The organism is Enterococcus sp. 7E2_DIV0204 (assembly GCF_002140855.1).
GTDB lineage: Bacteria > Bacillota > Bacilli > Lactobacillales > Enterococcaceae > Enterococcus_L > Enterococcus_L lemimoniae.
The window spans coordinates 1-17,203 of record NZ_NGKY01000006.1 but is presented as its reverse complement, the minus strand read 5'-3'; the positions used below and the strand labels follow the sequence as shown (position 1 = coordinate 17,203).

The window sequence follows — 17,203 nt, the reverse complement described above, 5'->3', positions numbered from 1 at the left end:
AAGCAATGCAAATTGAAATTAATAAGAAGAAATATAACTGTGTTTTCGGTGTTAAATTTATTCGTGAATTAGACAAGGAATTTGGTCTTGTTAGGAATGGCGTGAACTTAGGAATGGCATTAACAACATCACTGCCTCAGTTACTTAGCGGAAACATTGATACATTATCAAATATTATCTATACATCAACAATCACAGAAAATCCACGTCCTTCAAAAGATGAAGTGGATGATTTTTTAGATAACGTAAAAGACATTGAAGCTTTTTTTGATGAAACTATCGAAAGTTTAGAAGAAAGTAATGCGGGAAAGTTAGCGGTCCGCGCTCTCAAGGAAGAACTGAAGACGAGCGACACGGAGAACCCAACTCAGCCGAAGCTTACGAGAACATCCTCATCAATTGTTTCAGATATTTAGGACTAACAGAAATATCTGAAATTGAAAGAATGACTTTATATGAATATGAAGTAAGAATGTTAGCTTTTCGTCTAAAGAGACTGGATCAAGAACGAGATATTTATTTGCAATCTTGGATGAACAACCAAGTTAAAGCAACGAAAGGGAAAAAACATGAACCTTATTTTAAAGAGTTCAATAATTTTTTCAATTACGAGGAACAAGAAAAAATAATTCTAGGAAAATCTTTGATTGATAAAAAGGTTGATTCAGGAGCTATATACCTATTAAGAAAAGCGAATAAATAGGAAAGGAGGAAAATAATGGAGTCTTATTCAGTTGAAGCTATACTTACTGCTACAGATAGAGCGTTCAGTAGCACAATGAACAGTGCGGAAAAATCAATGGCTGGTATGAATAAGCAATCTGGGGAATTAGGCGATGGATTAGACAAAAGTACCACAAAAGGTAATCAACTAGGAAAGTCTATTCTTGGAATTGGAGCAGGCGTAGGAGCTGTAAAGTTGGTATCTGCCGCCGTTAATATGGTTAAAGATTCAGTAGAAGGAGCAATCAATCGTTTTGATACGTTGAACAAGTACCCAGTAGTTATGAAAGCTCTAGGATACTCTACAGAAGATGTAGATAGATCAATGACTAAATTAGGCGATGGAATTGACGGATTGCCAACGTCACTAGATGAAATTGTAGCTAGTACGCAACAATTATCAATTTCAACAGGTAGCTTGAGTAAAGGGACAGATACGGCTATTGCTTTAAATGATGCTTTTCTTGCGTCTGGTGCGTCAACTGCAGACGCTTCACGTGGGATGCAACAATATATTCAAATGCTCGGTAAAGGCGAAGTTGATATGCAATCATGGCGATCATTACAGGAAACCATGCCTATTGCGATGGATAAGGTTGCCAAATCATTCAAAGAGCAAGGTGTCAATTCAGTTAACCAATTATACGATGCACTAAAAGATGGTGATATAACTTTTAATGAGTTTAATAATCGTTTAATCGAGTTAGACAAAGGCGTTGGCGGTTTTGCAGACTTGGCTAAGAAGAACTCAAAAGGTATCAAAACATCATGGGCAAATATCAAAACAGCCACAGTAAAGGGTGTTACGACTGTCATTAAATCTTTTGATGAATTATCTAAAGCAGTTACTGGTAAGAATATCGCTGAGAATTTAGATTCATTAAAAAATGTTGTTAATGTCGCATTTAAAGCGATTGATACAGCAATTCAGTCGACAATACCTATAGTTAAAGTATTTGCAACGGTAGTAAGTAGCATAGGCAAAGTTATCCAACCTTTATTACCAACTATGGCAAGTTTTGCTGCTTCGTTCGTTGCGTTAAAAATCATTCGTGAAGTGGGTACCTATATCAGTAACACAGAATCTTTTATCAAGTTATATATGGTTACCACTAAGCTAGCAACTTTAGCTACCAATGCTCAAGCCCAAGCAGAATTGAGACAATCTATTGTAACTAAAGCGAATAGCGCTTTAATTGTAGCAAAGACGGCATTGTTGGCAGCGCAAAATACAATTATGGGTATCTTAACAGGAACTACTAGTTTAGCTACACTAGCCACAACTGCTTTTAGTGCTGCTATAAAGATTTTGCTTGGTCCGATAGGTTGGGCAACAGCAGCAATCGGAGCTTTAGTAGCAGTAGGTGTAAATTTGTATAAATGGCTTAATAAAGAAACAGAAGCAACGAAAGCTGTAAAAAAAGAGCAAGAAAATCTAACGAAAACAACAGAAGACTTGATCAAGAAAAATCAAGAGAATACCCAATCAAGAAAAGATGAAGCGATTGAGTTAGGTAATGTCAAAGAAAAATATCGATCCATGATTTCTGAAATGGAAATGTTATCTGCTAAGGAAAAGCTAAGCACCAGTGAGAAAAAGCGGATGGTTGAAATTGTTGAAGAGCTAAATGGTAAAATGTCAGGATTAAATTTAGCATATGATGAACAAAAAAATATTTTATCGGAAATGCCAGAAACTATTCAACAACAAATTGATGCTTACAATTCTTTAGATGAGGCTTCCAAGGCCCAAGAAAACATTAATCAAATGTTAAAAGAGCGTAACGACAATGAAGCGAAATTAATGGAAATAAATGCCGCTAGGGAAAGATGGAATCAAACCCTAAAAGAATCTGGTGGCAATACAAAAGAAGCTCGAGAAAACATTGAAAAATTAGGCGAGCAAGAGCAAGTATTAAAAGGTGTACAACAAGATTTAACAAGCGAAATAATCAATACGGCTAATGCGCATGAAGAATCCATGCAAAGAGCAAGTCAAGCCGTGGAGAGTGGTGTTCTAAATCAAACAGTATCGTACAATGCTCTGAGTGGTAAAACCAAGGAAACAATGGATGCTATGCGCTCGGAATATACTTCGCTTGAAGAAAAAGTTGGTAGTGCCTTTGATGTGATCGAGCAGAAACAAGCTATATCAGTTGATCAAATGGCTGCCAACTTACAGAAGAATCAAGAAGCTGTTGCCCAATGGAGTACCAATATAGCAGAACTTGCAAGACGTGGTGTAGATGAAGGTCTACTTGAGCAATTACGGAAAATGGGACCAGAAGGAGCTGCTCAAGCTGCCGAACTAGTCAATTCATCAGATGAACAACTACAAGGATTAAACGAAGTGTTTAGAAAGTCTCCAGAAACAGCATTTCAAGGTATGAAAGAAAGTTATCAGTTGGGTATAAATGGCGTTAATGATGAAATAGCCAATATGATCCCGACTCAAAAAGATACATTGATGAACCAAATTAAAAGCACAAACTTTAACAGTGTTGGACTTACCGTCACTGAAGACTTTAAAGCAGGTATTGAGAACGGGCGAAATGCAGTAGCAGAAATGACTAAAGGGATCGTTCCTCAAATGGGAAGCGATATGAAAGGTGAAGTCCAAAAAGCGAATTTTCCAGATATCGGTAAATCTATTCCTCAAGGGCTAGAAAACGGAATAGGAGCAAATAATAAACTGCCAATTAAAACAGCAAACCAAATGATTGATGATTTGGTTTCTGGAACTAGAAAAGGTTTGGATTCTCATTCTCCGTCACGAGTATACCATTCTATCGGTGAGGACGTTGATACAGGTTTATCAAACGGTATAGAAAAAAATTCTGATAAGCCAGTAACAGCAGTGGAATCCATTGTTGCGAAAACTATTTCCGCAACGGACAACTTAAACTCTGAAATGAATTTTATTGGAGCGAACGCGATTGAAGGATTAGCCAACGGGATCAACGCCAATGCCAATAGCGCATTAACGGCAGCTCAAAATGTTGCTAACCAAATTGTTAGTACGATGAAAAGAGCAATGGATATCCATTCTCCATCTCGTGTAATGCGTGATGAAGTTGGAAAAATGATTCCAGCTGGTGTTGCAGTCGGCATTGATAAATATTCAAACTTTGTAGAAAAATCAATGCAGCGTCTAAGTGAAAAGATTTCTATGCCAGCATTAGATAACCTGAATACTAATCTTTCTTTTGGTGGCGGAACGCAAAGTTTGTCGCTAGCTGGAGATGTTTCATCCAGTATGACAATTGAAGTGCCAGTAAACCTCGATGGCAAAGAAATCTCTAGGGTCATTGTTAAGCCGATGAGCCAAGAACTAAAAAGAATGGAGAATAGTAAAAATACATCGTTAGGGAGGAGAGTTTAAATGTACGATTTTACTGATACAAATGAACATAATCTTTCTACACGTCTTCCTTCTGAAGCGATGTATTTCAATGGTGACTTTTTAGAAAATGTAGTCCCTGGATATAGAACATTAAATGTTACCGGAAGAGAATTAGCAGCAACCGAAATACAAAGTTATCAATTGGGAATTCGTGACGGAATGCGACATGTTTATGCTCGTATTCCTGATAGAGAGCTCACTATAAAATACGAATTAGATGCACCAACAAATGAAGATTTTCGCGATCGTTTTAATCGTTTGAATGTTGCTTTATTTAGCGAGAAAGATGTTGTTATCTGGTTTAATGATGAACCTGAGATGATATGGAGCGGTAGCAAGTCAGATGTTGATTCAGTTCCTGAAGGTGTAAATCATGTTGTCAGCACGTTTACGGTTTTGTTGAGTGATCCATACAAATATACTCGATCAGATGCCACAAGCGTAACGTGGGGATCGACAGTCATTACCTTTCAAGCTAATTACATGATGGGTAACACTGGCTCAGGCGCAGTAGAGTTGCCAATCGTTATTGAGGGTGGGGCATACTGGGGATCAACAATGATTACGTTCCAAAATAGATCCTATTTGATGGGGGATGACGGGAAAGAATCAAAACCTATCGAAATCTACCCTACTGTTGAAGGGTTAAAAGTGAAACCAACAATCATTTTAAGAGGTACAGGTCGTGGTGTGTGGATAAAAACACGAAATGACACTATTGATTTAGGTGATTTTGATAATGCGGAGATTTTAATTGATACGCAAAAATTCAACATTACTAAGAATGGTAAACCGATGATCAGGCCTATGAATGATTTCTACATTTATCCAAATGAACCATTATTTATCCAAGCAAAAGATAGTAATTTTACTTTAACAATCAGATATCCAAATAGATATTTATAAAAAAGAAGGTGAACACTGTGGTAAATGAACTAAAAGAAATACAAAAAATACTCCAAGTGATTCTTAACTCGGAGCATGATGTTCCGTTAGAGGTTTGTAAAAATGGAATTATAAAAAGAATTGTCAAACCGCCAAACGATGACCAACAAAAAAATACAATAGGAATACCTAGTACCCGAACAAAACAGTATTTTATTGAGTTGCATGGTGGATTTGCTGTGATTCAATTGAGTAGTTATTCATCCCATGTTAAAGAAAAAGCATATGATTCTACTGAGAAATTAAAAGAACTAAATCAAGCATATATCGATAACTTGAAAAGCGGGAGATATTAATAGTTCTGGTAGTTCCATTTGAGAATTAGCTGACCAATAATTATTTGCCCATGATGTTGTGTGTAGTGATGAAAAGTTAGATAAGTGTTCTAAAGAGCCACCGGCTACTAAAGCTGCATCGTGGGTTTCTACAGAAGAAGTCATTGTATCTACTTCCAGAACATTATAATCTTCGTGACTTAAGTTCAATTTGGCAATCCATTTTTTAACCGAATCTTTATCAGGACACGCAAATAGAGATTCCATACGAGAGATATTCGCTTGGAAAAACAATCTTCTATGGTATTCATAAATTGTTTCAAAAACTGCAGCTGCAGCATTGCTTGGGTCAGTAGGCATTGTAAAATACTGCACACCGTGAAATGAAAGACCTTTTGGAAAGAAGTTGTACAATTCTTTTTTCAGATCAGAATTTAATGTGATGTTTTCAAAAGGAGTAATGGAAACAATATCACCTGGTTGAAGAATTTTTAATCTATCAATATGATAAGCTTTCAAATTTTAACACCCCGCTTTCTATAGCGAAATTATATCATACAAAGGAGGGTGATAGCTTGTTAATGGCGATGAACCTCAAAAGGGAATATACAGCGATTCTCGAAAATGCTCACAATGTAAGCTATGAAAAAATTGAAAATCAAATAGGCAACATAGAATTCACAATGCCGCTAGATGATGATAAAAATGAATTTTTACAAGAAATGCTATGGGTAGAACTAACTGACAATGAAAATGAATACATTGGATTGTATCGGGTTATGCCATCTGAGATACAGAAAGATGCTAGTAATAACAAAATTACTTATACGGCAATCCACGCATTAGGGACGCTGCTTGATAGTGTCCTTTTTGGTTACCATGAATTGGTTAACCGTAAAACAATTGATGTAATTAATTATGTCTTAAATAAACAGACAACGAAAAACTGGGTATTGAAAAAATGTGAATTTACTCGATATTTTTCTTATGCTTGGGAAAATGAAAACGGGCTGGCTGATGCGCTTTTCAGCATACCTCAAGCGTTTGACGAAGATTATGTATGGGAATGGAACACACAAGTTTATCCATTTGAATTGTCACTTGTAAGACCTCAAACAGAAGTGGTTGCTCGAATACAAGAAGGATATAACATGCAAGGGTTCGAGATTGAACGAGATCCCAATAATTTAGTTAACCGTGTTTATCCTTTAGGTTCTGGTGAGGGAATTAATCAAATAAATATCAAATCAGTTAATAATGGTATTTCATATGTTGAGGATAAAAAATCTATAGAAAAATATGGATTAGTCGAATATGTGTGGGTAGATCAGAGGTTTACTATTCCACAAGCTTTAAAAGACAATGCAATAAATATGCTAAGTAAGTGGTCCATTCCGAAAGTCAGTTGGTCAGTAACAGCCGCTGATTTAACAAAATTAACTGATGACCCACTCATTGTGGATAAACTCCGCAAAGGTGGCGTTGCAATGATCAATACAAATGATTATGGATCCGTTAACCTAAGAATAAAGAAAGAAGCTAAAAACGATGTATTCGGCGCTCCACAGAATCTACAGTTGGATTTAGGTAATCTTAAAGATGATATTACAACAACTATGTCGGATCTTGGACGGAAACAACAGATTAATGAAACATATTCGCAAGGCGCTACTAATATCTTGAACTACAGCTATCAAGATAACTGCGAAGCGGCTTATCCAGCGATCATAGAGTTTTACTTGGATGATGATGTATTTCATGTGAACACCGTTGAGTTGACGTTTAAGACTAAAAAGTATCGTGGCTACACTAAAGCTGTAAAAGGTGGAGGAGCAAAAGTTACCTCTACATCAGCAGGTGGAGCTAGTACACAAACGAGTTCCGCTGGTGGTGGTAGTGTTGTTTCAAGCACTTCTGGTGGTGGCGGAGTTACGACAAGTTCTGGCGGTGGCGGAAGTACAGCAACTAGTTCAGTTGATGGACAGAGCACACAAACAAGTAGTGCAGGAGGAAGTCATAGGCATTTAATGTTTGCACCTTCTAGTGCATCTGGACCAATTCAGCAAGATACTAAATATGAAGCGGGAAGTGGAGCACTTCTAAAGATAGATGGCACGAATAGAGAAATTTACACAAAAGAGATTAGCGGCGAGCATACGCATACTATAACTACACCAGCACATACTCATAATGTTCCGATACCGAGTCACACACACAATGTACCAATACCGAACCATAGCCACAATGTTAGTATACCGAGCCATACGCACAAAGTTACTATTCCGAATCATACACATACGGTTACTTTGCCAGATCATACTCACCCACTTGAATGGGGGATATACGAGGCGCCAAACAGCGCAAATAGCGTGGATATCATCGTGGATGGTAAAACACTTCCTCAACACGATACAAGTCAACAACGATTGAATATCGTTGATTATTTGCGAAAAACTACTGGTGGCAAGATTTCCAGAGGAAACCACACAATCGAAATAAAACCGAACAGACTTGCGAGGATTGAAGCGCAGGTTATTTGTCGTGTATTTATTCAATCACAATTAGGAGGGCAGTTTTAATGCAGTTAAAAATTAAATTAATTAGTGATCAACAAGAATTCGTGGTTACTGATAAAACAGGAAAAACGCTAGACGATTATTTTGAACAGTTGATTGATAATAGTACACCATTCATCAAGATTGGAAACAAAATTTTACAAAAATCTACTATCGAATATATTGATGCAGACTAAAGGGGTGGAAATTTATGGCAGTTGAACAAATTAAAGAAACAGACACGCTCAACCAGGGGCGTGTAAAGATCAATGCGATTTTAGATCAGTCAAATGCTTCATCAGAGAAAGTTAATGATTATCAAGATCAATTAAAAGAAGGGATTGCCGAAGCTAAAAAAATTGCAGATGAAGCTGGAAAAGAAGCAGTTGAGATTGCAACAGAAGCTGGGAATAAAGCTAATGAAACGGCTAATCAGGCATTGTCAAACTCTAAAACAGCTATCACTACCGCTGATCAAGCCGTTTCTACAGCAAATAACAATAAACAAGAGTTTGATACATTGAGAAATGATTTTGATCAATTGGTGGCAGAATCTGGTGACAGTAACCCTGAGATTGTACAAGCCCGTACCGATACACAAGGCATTAAGCAAGCTACGTTAGCCAATCGTTTACAGATAGATTTCGCCAATCGTATGACTAAAGCAGAAGGAATCTCGTTACTCGTTGGGGATTCCAACATTAAAATTATGATGGACTTTGTAGGAAAGACTGCTGGCAATACAGCAACTAATCCAAATAAATATTTCTCAGATTTTACCGCCAAGACATTAAAAAAGCCAACCGATACATGGAATGAGGTATCACAAGCTGATTATAATAAATTAGCAAGTCGTGATGATTCTGGTGTTAGTACTGGATCAACTCAAAGTGGCGTTATTCCTCAGCAACGAGGCGAATTCAACATTATCGAAATTGTAAAAGCGTTGATCCCTCAAATTTTTGAAGGTATGGACAAAGAACAATCAGTAACTTTTATCAAGAATAACTTCATTTCTTTTACAATTAACGAACGATTAAAAGGTACATCGCCAAACAATAAAAATATTAAAGTGTCCACTTATTTACAATCAAGTGATTCATGGAGCACTCAAATTCAAGAGGCTGCGGCAGAGTTTAAGGATTTTGCAGTGCAAATCAATGATAAAAACTTTATCACGAATGAAGGTTTTGTCCATTTAATAAACTATACCGATCCATCAAATGGTGTAACATCTTCAAATATAGAAACTGATTATAGTGGCATTCAAATAGAACTCTCTGTAAATGCACAAGACATCTTGGAAAAGTCAGGCTTTGCTAAATCGGCTGATATTAATAAGAAAATTGATGATCATGTCGATGATAAAAATAATCCACACGGGGTAACCAAAAAGCAAGTAGGCTTAGAAAATGTTGGAAACTATAGCTTTGCAAATGACGGTGAAGCAGTAGCGGGTACTAGCTCTACTAAATACATGCACCCTAAAAACGTTTCTGATGCGATTAAAGGGCAAGCAGTCACGCAAACAGGTGATCAATTTATTGCTGGTGTTAAAGATTTTACTGGTGGATTACAGGCCAGCGGATTGCCAGTTACGGCAGGTTATGTAAGTAAAGCAATCACAGATGCTGATAGAGCTGATTTAAACAACATCACAGAAGTTAATGGATTAATTACCCGGATTGGGAATCTAGTTTTTGTGGCGTTTAACTTCAAGTGTTCTAATTGGGCATCTGGAGTTGAAACTAGATGGATTATAAAAGTGCCAACTGGTTATCGACGTGACTCTGGTTTACCTGCACAGATTCCGCTTGTTTTAACACGAAATGCAAATCAATCAGCAGATGCACGAGCAGTCATTGATCAAAGTAATATTATCCAAGCTAAATCAGGGAATGGCAGTAGCTATATATCTGGCATGTGGGTGACAAATGATGAATGGCCAAATTAATAAGTTGTAAGGTGGAGCGCAAATGGAAGTTTTAGACAAATTATTGGAAGTGAATAGTTTTCTTGTGGCGATTGGATTAGGAGGAATTCTATCGATCGCTACTAAAATATATAAACAATTGAAAACGACTAAGCAACAAACGGAACAAAGATTCAAACTTTTAGAAGATGCTAACTTGGCATTACTTCACGACAAGATTTATCAGCAATGTTCTCATTTTTTAGAACAAGGCTGGATTGCTGTGGATGATCTAGAAAACCTAGATTATATATGGCGTGGATATCGTGGTTTAGGCGGTAACGGAACAGGAGAAGCATTGTATAAAAAAGTATTGGATTTACCAAACAAGAAGGAGGGAAAAAGATGAAAATGTCAGATGAAACATACAAAAAAGTGAAGTGGGCGGTATCAGTTGTGCTACCAGCTTTAGGTGTGCTTATTGGCTCATTAGGAAAGGCTTATGGCTGGAAGAGTACCGATTTAGCCGTAATCACTATTACAGCCATTACAACATTTTTAGGTGCAACTATGCTGTATAGTACTAACCAATACAACAAAGAAGGAGATGACAGCAATGGAGATCAAACGTCAGATTAGAGCAACGCCCCAAGTGGGCTACGCTCCTTATAGTCAAGTGCACGCTCACAGCACAGGGAACCCGAATTCTACTGTTCAAAACGAGGCAGACAACCAAACTAATAATAAACCAGTAGCGTTTTTTACTCATGTAGTAGGTAATGGTCAGATTATCCAAATTGCAGAAGTAGGTCGCGGTGCTTACGATGTTGGCGGCGACTGGAACTACGAAACTTATGCTGCTGTCGAGTTAATTGAGAGTCATGCGAATAGAGCGGAGTTTGATCGAGATTATCGTTTATATGTCGATTTATTAAGGCAGTTAGCAAAAGAAGCTGGAATTCCATGTACACTTGATACAAAAGTTCTAGCAGGCATCAAAACGCATATGTTTTGCACGCACAACCAACCAGGGAATGAAAGTGATCATATTGATCCGTACCCATACTTAAATAAATGGGGAATCACTGTTGATCAGTTTGAAAAAGATTTAGCAACAGGATTCGGAAATGAAGCAAATAACACTAATAACACGGAAGAACAAAAACCACAAAAAGAAAAGGATGATGATATCATGTTTACTTATATTAAAAAATTACAAAATGGACGAGACGAGATTTGGTTTGTATTTGGGAACAAGCGTATGTATTTACCAACTGGGCTACATGTAGATAATGCGGATTTACTATTAACAAGAACAGGTCATACCACGAAGCGTGATGTTTATCAGCATGACAATTTTGCTTTGTTGATGATTGAAAAGGCAACTGAGGTTGTTAAGTTATAGTTTTTGAACAGTAAAATGAAAGCCTATCTCTTAATTGAGGTAGGCTTTTTTTGTTATTCGATTTTCTCAAATACTTCTTTGTATTTTGCGAATTCTTCATCCATTTTTGCTTTACCTGTAGAGTCTTTTGGTTGATAAGTATACATCAGGGATAATATTTTATCATTAGTCGCCATGTAAAGAGGACCAGAAGATACTTCTTGTAAATATTTTTCCCCATTCTTTAAGTCTTCGATTGATTGATATGTTTCTATACCAATACCACTAACTCCTTCTAAATTTCCTGTATCGAAGCCCATTTGACTAATCGAATGGGTTGGATTGTTTTCAGCTTCATAGGATTCAGGGATGTATTCATATGTTTTTGTTCCATTTTGAGGCTCTAGTGTTAAATTCTTATCAAGAAAAGCCCCTACAATTTTTTTGTTTGTATCCGATGTCATATCCGATAAGATTTCTTCTTTATCTTGCTTGTTCTCTTTGGTTTCTGAACTAGAAGAGCTTTCCAATTCCTTAACTCTAGATTCTAATTGTTCCACCTTACTACTAGAAGTTGTTTCCTTTTTATCATTACCACATGCTGTAAGTCCAAATACTGCAATTAATAAAACTCCGTAAACTACTTTTTTCATGTTAATCCTCCTAAGATAATTTTCTAAATAAGTATATCAAACAAAACGTTATGATTAAACAGATAACTGGTTTTTAGTGTTTTACAACAATTCGAAAGGGGCAGAAAAGGGGCAAAAATTGAATAATAGTTAACAAAAAATGAAGTTATTTGAATAACCAGTCTTAAACAAAAAGCCCATTGTGGCAATAATTGAATAACAATTAGTTAATATTTGAATAGTCCATAGTTGGGTTCGTGCATTACATGGTAAAGCAGCTCGTATTAAAGAAATTAGACGCTAAGAGAAAATTAAGATGTAACGAATTGTCTAACGTGTGAAACCCCTTGATATCAAGGGGTTTTTTGTTGTCTTAAATGTTCTGAAATGAAAAAAATCTGAGATTGCCCTCAATTTTTTCATTTTGACTACTTAGGAAGTCAAAAAACTCCTGTTTTCATCCAAAATATTGACTGCAAAAAGGATTCGGAAAATACCAATTATTCAACCGAATTTTGCAAATAGAAGAATTTGCTTGCTAAAATGCTGAATATTACCAAGCGCTCTTCACGTTGCAAAAATGGATACATTTTACTGGTTTAATAAAAAGTTAGGAGCGGAAATATTGAAAACTAATGATAAGAGGATTGTTTGGAAGGAAAAAAACGATCTAGAATTGATGTCAATTATTAGTAGTATTCATGATAAGGAAAATATTTTTACAAGCAGACAATACCAAGAGTATAAGAAAAAGCATTCTCAAGCAGTTCCAAGTCTCTGGTTCATTCGAGAGCGATTTAGTTCTTGGGAGGGACTTCTTCATAAATTAGGAAAGCCAACTTACAATAAGGAACAATGGTATCGATATTCTGATGAGGAATTAAAGCTTCTTGTTACAACTTTTATCTCTGAAAAAGAGATAAAATCCCAACATCAATATGAAAAAATTAGTGGGAAAAATAATATGCCTAGTCTCTATACTTTACGAATGAGGTTTGGAGAAAGAGTTAGAGCCTTTTTTAAGAACAAGGAATCTCACGTAATACAAGAAACAAACTTTGAATTATTAACGAAGCTAAAATCAGAAATCATTCGATTGAATTTAGAATCTGATTTGTCTATGACCAAGTTTAATGAGTTATATGATGACAATGAGTTACCTTCTGTTTTTACAATTATGCGTAAAACTGACAAAACATGGGAGCAGTTGATGGCTGAAATAGGATATGATTATCAAGAGATTAAAATGAGGAAGATCAAGAAAAATTTAAAAAACAATAACTAGTGATAGTATAATTGAATATATGTTTTGACCATTATTCTAAGAGCCAGATTTTTCCATAAAAAAATCTGGCTCTTTTTTTGTTTCAAAAGGATAAAAACGTCAATGAACTAAACTTTAGAAGAAAGAAGGTGTCCAGTGAATGTTTCTTTAGAAGAACTAGATGAAAAAAGAAAGAAATTTACTAAGGAATATGCCACTTTAGTGGAAAAAGAAGGATAACTATATCTAGAATGGAATCAGCTACATGATAATTTTTTTAGACGGATTTTTCAACACAACCAATTAAAACAACTTGAAGCAGAAATTAAACGAGTATTAGAGCAGCAGGAAAATAACTTTTTTGAAAGTAAAATGGTTGAGCAAGATATTGAAAGTTTAAAAGCAGAAGAAAAGCTTAATACTACTATTTACCAAGTGACAGAAATACTGTTTGAGAAGGGCTTATATTTAAGCGAAAAAATTTATTCACCTGAGAAAATAAGAAGTGCTGATTTTGTAAAACTTGAAGTAGATGAACGTGCTGAAAAAACTTATAACCATATTCCAAGTGTGTTAGAGATTATTAATTTTGCCGACGATCACGGATTAATCACTAAAATTGATAGTACAGAAAAGCGGAAGCTTTACAGGGAGCTAAATAAGATAGATTTTGGCGTAGATGAAGAGCCCTATTCATATGCTAATGTAGTTTACAGTTTATTTGAGCATAATAATGAACCATTTGTATATGTTTACGATGATAGAGATCGTCTGTGTGTTTGGGATTGCAGCAAGTATGTATTTTTTTCAGGTAAACATAATGAAAATAAGGAAGAATTAAAGCAAGAACTTGTTAATATGAAACCACAAGAAGAACAAGTAAAAGAGGAACAGAAAGTTGATGAAAGCTTTTCAGCACAAGAAGAAATTGAACAAATAGCACAAGGATTTATTGCTAACTTCTTTGATGATAAACCTAGTTTTCTAGAGCAGAGTGTAAGCAATGTATTTTTGTTTGGGTGAAAGATGGACAATCAGTTGGAGCAACTATTCAAGGTACTATTATTGATTATCAAGTAAATGAAAAACGAGGAACAATCAAAAAAATTGCCTATAATTCTGAGCGTAATTTTGGTTTTAATGTCTCTCTAGGCGTACCTACTAAGCTATATATTTTTGAATCAACAATCGACTTATTAAGTTATTGGACATTAAATAAGGAGTTAAGAAATTGCATGTTAGCAAGTACAGAAGGAACGAAAGAAAAAGCTGTGTACAATTTTATGAATTACATGTATCTGTCAAAAAAGCAATTACCTTTTAATGGTGTCTATATTGGCAGTGATAACGATATTGCTGGACAAAAAATGTTAGAGAAATTTATCGGGAAAAGTTTTGTTTACCAAAAGGAAAAGGAGGAACACTTGGACATTATTTTTTTTAATAATGTTCCCAATGATTCTCAAATTCCTCAAAGAAATATAGATGTTTATCAAAAGATTTGTAGAGAAGTGACTCAATCCTACTCAGATAAACGAATAACAGATTGGCGATTTATGGCTGCAATTCATAAGGCAATTACGAATCTATCAGAAAAAAACATACTGTCGAATAATCAGAAGTATGATAAGTATTTTGGCGATGCAAAGGCAAATAGTAAAAATGCACAAATAATTAATTTGGAAAAAGAATGTAAAAAATTAAGTCATGCAATGCAACAATCATTATTCATAGAAAAGCTTAGTATGAATCGTTTATTAGATCAGAAAAATAATATATCTGGAGCAATTAAAATACGAAGTAAGATTGAAAGGGTCTATGAAGCATATTGTCTTTATTATGAGCCAGTAACAGCACCTATAATAAGTGATTGGAACGATGTACTCAAAGCACAATCAACGGAATATACGTATTTTGATGGTGAAGAGACTTATGCACGAATTCAATACAATAATGGAAAATTGAATATCTTCAAAAAAAGTTCTTCTGATACAAAAAAAGAGCTTTCTTTTGAGGCCGACTCCACAAAAGAAATGGATTTTTTGTTAAAAAATTATGGGTTTTATGCGATGGATAAAGAAGATTTTCATCAGTACAATCAAGTGGATCAAAAACAAAAAATACAACTAGAACAAACCTTATAAGGAGGGAATAGTTATTAGTAAAGAAAAACTAAAGTATTACCAAGAATGGGAAACGCCACCAAAGCTATTTGAATTGCTAGATAGTATCTATCATTTTGATTTTGATCTAGCTGCAAATGAGGATAATGCCAAATGCAAAAATTTTTTCACAAGAAAAGAGGATGCACTAAGACAAAATTGGTCTGGCTTGGGAAATTTATTTTGTAACCCACCACATGCACCGTCCATCCAAACAGATTTTGTCAATAAGGCTTACTACGAATCACTGAAATCAACGGCTGGTGTTATTTGTCTATTGATTTTGCTAACAAGTTGTACAATTTTGGAGTTGAACATTTATTTCATGATACGGATATTTTGTTTATGGAAAAGAAAATATTAGGGAAACACGAGATAAATACTATTCTGAGACATACAAATTCAGAATATAATACAAACTATTTAAAAGATTTTAGAACAGGAATGTATAGGTGTATTCCTAATAATTATGAAAATAGTGTTGCAATTGAATTGGTAACTGATTCGGCAAAAAAGAATAATGTTTCTCAACAACAAACTTTAGATATGTAGATAAAAATTTATTAACAATCATGTATTGTATCTTCTTAGCTTTATAATATAGCTAATTTATTTGAGTATGTAAGATTAAAAAATTAATGTGTATACTGATACAAATATGGAGCTACGTTAGGTTGAGGAAGTGATGCTTCCTACTAGTAGAAGCCTTAGAAATTTTTTCTAAGGCTTTTTTGTAATCTGAAAAAAGCAGACTATAGTTGTTAAAAAACTTGTCCTAAATTGCTATTAATTTCTTTGATGTATTAATTGCGGTAGTGTTAGTTTTTAACGTAGGTAGGAGAAAACTAATTATTCATTGAAACTAAAAAAAATGAAAAACCTTTCAAACCAATAGGAAAAGAGGAGGTTTTTACGAATGAGTTGATCCAGTATTTAACAATTAATAGGATCAAGAATTTGCAGAAATACCAGTTAAATATTTGGAACAACAAATAAAAGCAACACAACTCATAATTTAAAATTATTTTAGCGAAAAAGAAAACTGGGTGATTATAAACTAGATTCAGCTTTTTATATTTAGCGTTAAAAATTTGAATCATCATTCAATTTTTAAAAAGCGATTTTAAATTAAAGAATAAGCATTTGAAAATCATTTTTGTTCTCTTTAACATGAATATAGCAGTCGTGATACATTGAATACATATTAGATGAATTTGAGGTGTTGAAAACATTAAGGATATTTATAATTTGTTTTTCAGCATTATTTTCTTCATTAATAAAATTTATAAGCGCTTCTAAAAAAAGAATCGAGCATCTTTCAAAAATAGCATCTTCACTCAAGTCTATCTCTTTAATAATGTTAAAATATTTTCTTAACTTTTTTAGTTCTTTTCTTTGAAGAAGTAGAAAACAAACATTTAGGAGCATTCTAATATTTTCGTTACCATACCCTTTTAATTGAACGTATTTTTCAAGATTAGAGGTAGATTTGTTAATAATAGCATCAATCATTTCAGAATTGAAAACGAACATTATATTGTTAAAGAGAACCAATTCGTAATGAGTCCAACTATTTACGCCAATTAAATATTTTTGCATCAAAGTAGCACTTTTTTCAAAGGGGATATCTAAGATTTTAGCCAACAGTATATCACTAATGTAGTATAGATGAAGGAATTTTTGATTCATGTCTTTATTGTCAAAACAGTATTGTTTGATTTTGCTTATTTTGGAAGCATTCTTAGATTCGAACAATTTTTTTAAGGATTTCATTATTTTTATGTATTCTTTCTCTTCATATCCGTTTTGTATTAATAAAAATTCATCAAATTCGACACATAATTTATCAAGTATATAACTAAAATTTGTAATTGAAGTACTTGTTTCCCCTTTCACAAATTTATAAAATGTTTGTCTAGATAATTCTTTTCCGCAAACATCTTTTATC

The 17,203-nt window shown here is 34.5% G+C and carries 19 protein-coding genes; 16 read left to right on the top strand and 3 right to left on the bottom strand.

Annotated elements, in window-relative coordinates; all coding sequences use genetic code 11:
- Positions 1-5 precede the first annotated feature (5 nt).
- Genes A5819_RS18630 through A5819_RS18610 form a run of 5 tightly spaced genes read left to right on the top strand, consistent with a single transcriptional unit; the run spans position 6 to position 5,367 of the window.
- Positions 6-416 carry a tail assembly chaperone gene (locus tag A5819_RS18630; RefSeq protein WP_086279622.1) on the top strand — a complete coding sequence of 137 codons (411 nt, stop codon included), beginning with the start codon at positions 6-8 and terminating at the stop codon, positions 414-416.
- A 29-nt stretch (positions 417-445) separates the two neighbouring features.
- Positions 446-703, top strand: a complete 258-nt coding sequence (locus A5819_RS18625; protein WP_086279621.1) for a hypothetical protein — start codon at positions 446-448, stop codon at positions 701-703.
- Between the two features lie 15 nt (positions 704-718).
- A complete protein-coding gene (locus A5819_RS18620; RefSeq protein WP_086279620.1) occupies positions 719-4,105 on the top strand; it encodes a tape measure protein in 3,387 nt (1,128 codons plus the stop codon).
- Entirely contained in the window at positions 4,106-5,032 is a 927-nt protein-coding gene (locus tag A5819_RS18615; protein WP_086279619.1) for a distal tail protein Dit, read from the top strand.
- A gap of 17 nt (positions 5,033-5,049) precedes the next feature.
- Positions 5,050-5,367 (top strand): hypothetical protein, encoded by a 318-nt coding sequence (locus A5819_RS18610; protein WP_086279618.1) that lies wholly within the window; start codon positions 5,050-5,052, stop codon positions 5,365-5,367.
- Here the strand turns inward: A5819_RS18610 and A5819_RS18605 are convergent.
- Complete coding sequence (locus A5819_RS18605) at positions 5,323-5,865, bottom strand: DUF2441 domain-containing protein (protein WP_086279617.1); 543 nt, start codon at positions 5,863-5,865, stop codon at positions 5,323-5,325. The two genes, A5819_RS18610 and A5819_RS18605, sit on opposite strands and share 45 nt — an antisense overlap.
- Positions 5,866-5,921: 56 nt before the next feature.
- Between A5819_RS18605 and A5819_RS18600 the strand changes: the two genes are divergently transcribed.
- Genes A5819_RS18600 through A5819_RS20040 form a run of 6 tightly spaced genes read left to right on the top strand, consistent with a single transcriptional unit; the run spans position 5,922 to position 11,218 of the window.
- Positions 5,922-7,925 carry a phage tail protein gene (locus A5819_RS18600; protein ID WP_086279616.1) on the top strand — a complete coding sequence of 668 codons (2,004 nt, stop codon included), beginning with the start codon at positions 5,922-5,924 and terminating at the stop codon, positions 7,923-7,925.
- Positions 7,925-8,098 carry a hypothetical protein gene (locus A5819_RS19445; protein ID WP_176271442.1) on the top strand — a complete coding sequence of 58 codons (174 nt, stop codon included), beginning with the start codon at positions 7,925-7,927 and terminating at the stop codon, positions 8,096-8,098. Before A5819_RS18600 ends, A5819_RS19445 begins: the two co-directional genes overlap by 1 nt.
- 14 nt (positions 8,099-8,112) lie before the next feature.
- Positions 8,113-9,855: a hypothetical protein gene (locus A5819_RS18595; protein WP_086279615.1), complete on the top strand. Its 1,743-nt coding sequence runs from the start codon at positions 8,113-8,115 to the stop codon at positions 9,853-9,855.
- 22 nt (positions 9,856-9,877) lie between these two features.
- Positions 9,878-10,222 (top strand): hypothetical protein, encoded by a 345-nt coding sequence (locus A5819_RS18590; protein WP_086279614.1) that lies wholly within the window; start codon positions 9,878-9,880, stop codon positions 10,220-10,222.
- Positions 10,219-10,452, top strand: a complete 234-nt coding sequence (locus tag A5819_RS18585; protein ID WP_086279613.1) for a phage holin — start codon at positions 10,219-10,221, stop codon at positions 10,450-10,452. The genes A5819_RS18590 and A5819_RS18585 overlap by 4 nt, the downstream gene beginning before the upstream one ends.
- A complete protein-coding gene (locus A5819_RS20040) occupies positions 10,430-11,218 on the top strand; it encodes an N-acetylmuramoyl-L-alanine amidase (RefSeq protein WP_086279612.1) in 789 nt (262 codons plus the stop codon). Before A5819_RS18585 ends, A5819_RS20040 begins: the two co-directional genes overlap by 23 nt.
- A gap of 53 nt (positions 11,219-11,271) precedes the next feature.
- Here the strand turns inward: A5819_RS20040 and A5819_RS18575 are convergent, their stop codons facing one another.
- Positions 11,272-11,850, bottom strand: a complete 579-nt coding sequence (locus tag A5819_RS18575; RefSeq protein ID WP_086279611.1) for a hypothetical protein — start codon at positions 11,848-11,850, stop codon at positions 11,272-11,274.
- 604 nt (positions 11,851-12,454) lie between these two features.
- On the opposite strand from A5819_RS18575, the gene A5819_RS19975 reads away from it, so the two are divergent.
- The 5 genes from A5819_RS19975 (at position 12,455) to A5819_RS18550 (ending at position 15,807) form a co-directional block, all read left to right on the top strand.
- Positions 12,455-13,114: a hypothetical protein gene (locus A5819_RS19975; RefSeq protein ID WP_086279610.1), complete on the top strand. Its 660-nt coding sequence runs from the start codon at positions 12,455-12,457 to the stop codon at positions 13,112-13,114.
- Between the two features lie 351 nt (positions 13,115-13,465).
- On the top strand, positions 13,466-14,116 hold the full coding sequence (locus A5819_RS18565; protein ID WP_086279609.1) for a hypothetical protein: 651 nt from the start codon (positions 13,466-13,468) through the stop codon (positions 14,114-14,116).
- Positions 14,113-15,237, top strand: a complete 1,125-nt coding sequence (locus A5819_RS18560) for a toprim domain-containing protein (RefSeq protein WP_176271441.1) — start codon at positions 14,113-14,115, stop codon at positions 15,235-15,237. The genes A5819_RS18565 and A5819_RS18560 overlap by 4 nt, the downstream gene beginning before the upstream one ends.
- Before the next feature lie 7 nt (positions 15,238-15,244).
- Complete coding sequence (locus tag A5819_RS20190; protein WP_086353066.1) at positions 15,245-15,619, top strand: DNA N-6-adenine-methyltransferase; 375 nt, start codon at positions 15,245-15,247, stop codon at positions 15,617-15,619.
- Positions 15,601-15,807, top strand: coding sequence for a hypothetical protein (locus A5819_RS18550; RefSeq protein ID WP_086353065.1), 207 nt, complete (start codon positions 15,601-15,603; stop codon positions 15,805-15,807). The genes A5819_RS20190 and A5819_RS18550 overlap by 19 nt, the downstream gene beginning before the upstream one ends.
- Positions 15,808-16,383: 576 nt before the next feature.
- On the opposite strand, the gene A5819_RS18545 is transcribed toward A5819_RS18550, so the two are convergent.
- The coding region (locus A5819_RS18545; protein WP_086353106.1) for a hypothetical protein at positions 16,384-17,203 on the bottom strand (820 nt) is incomplete at its 5' end.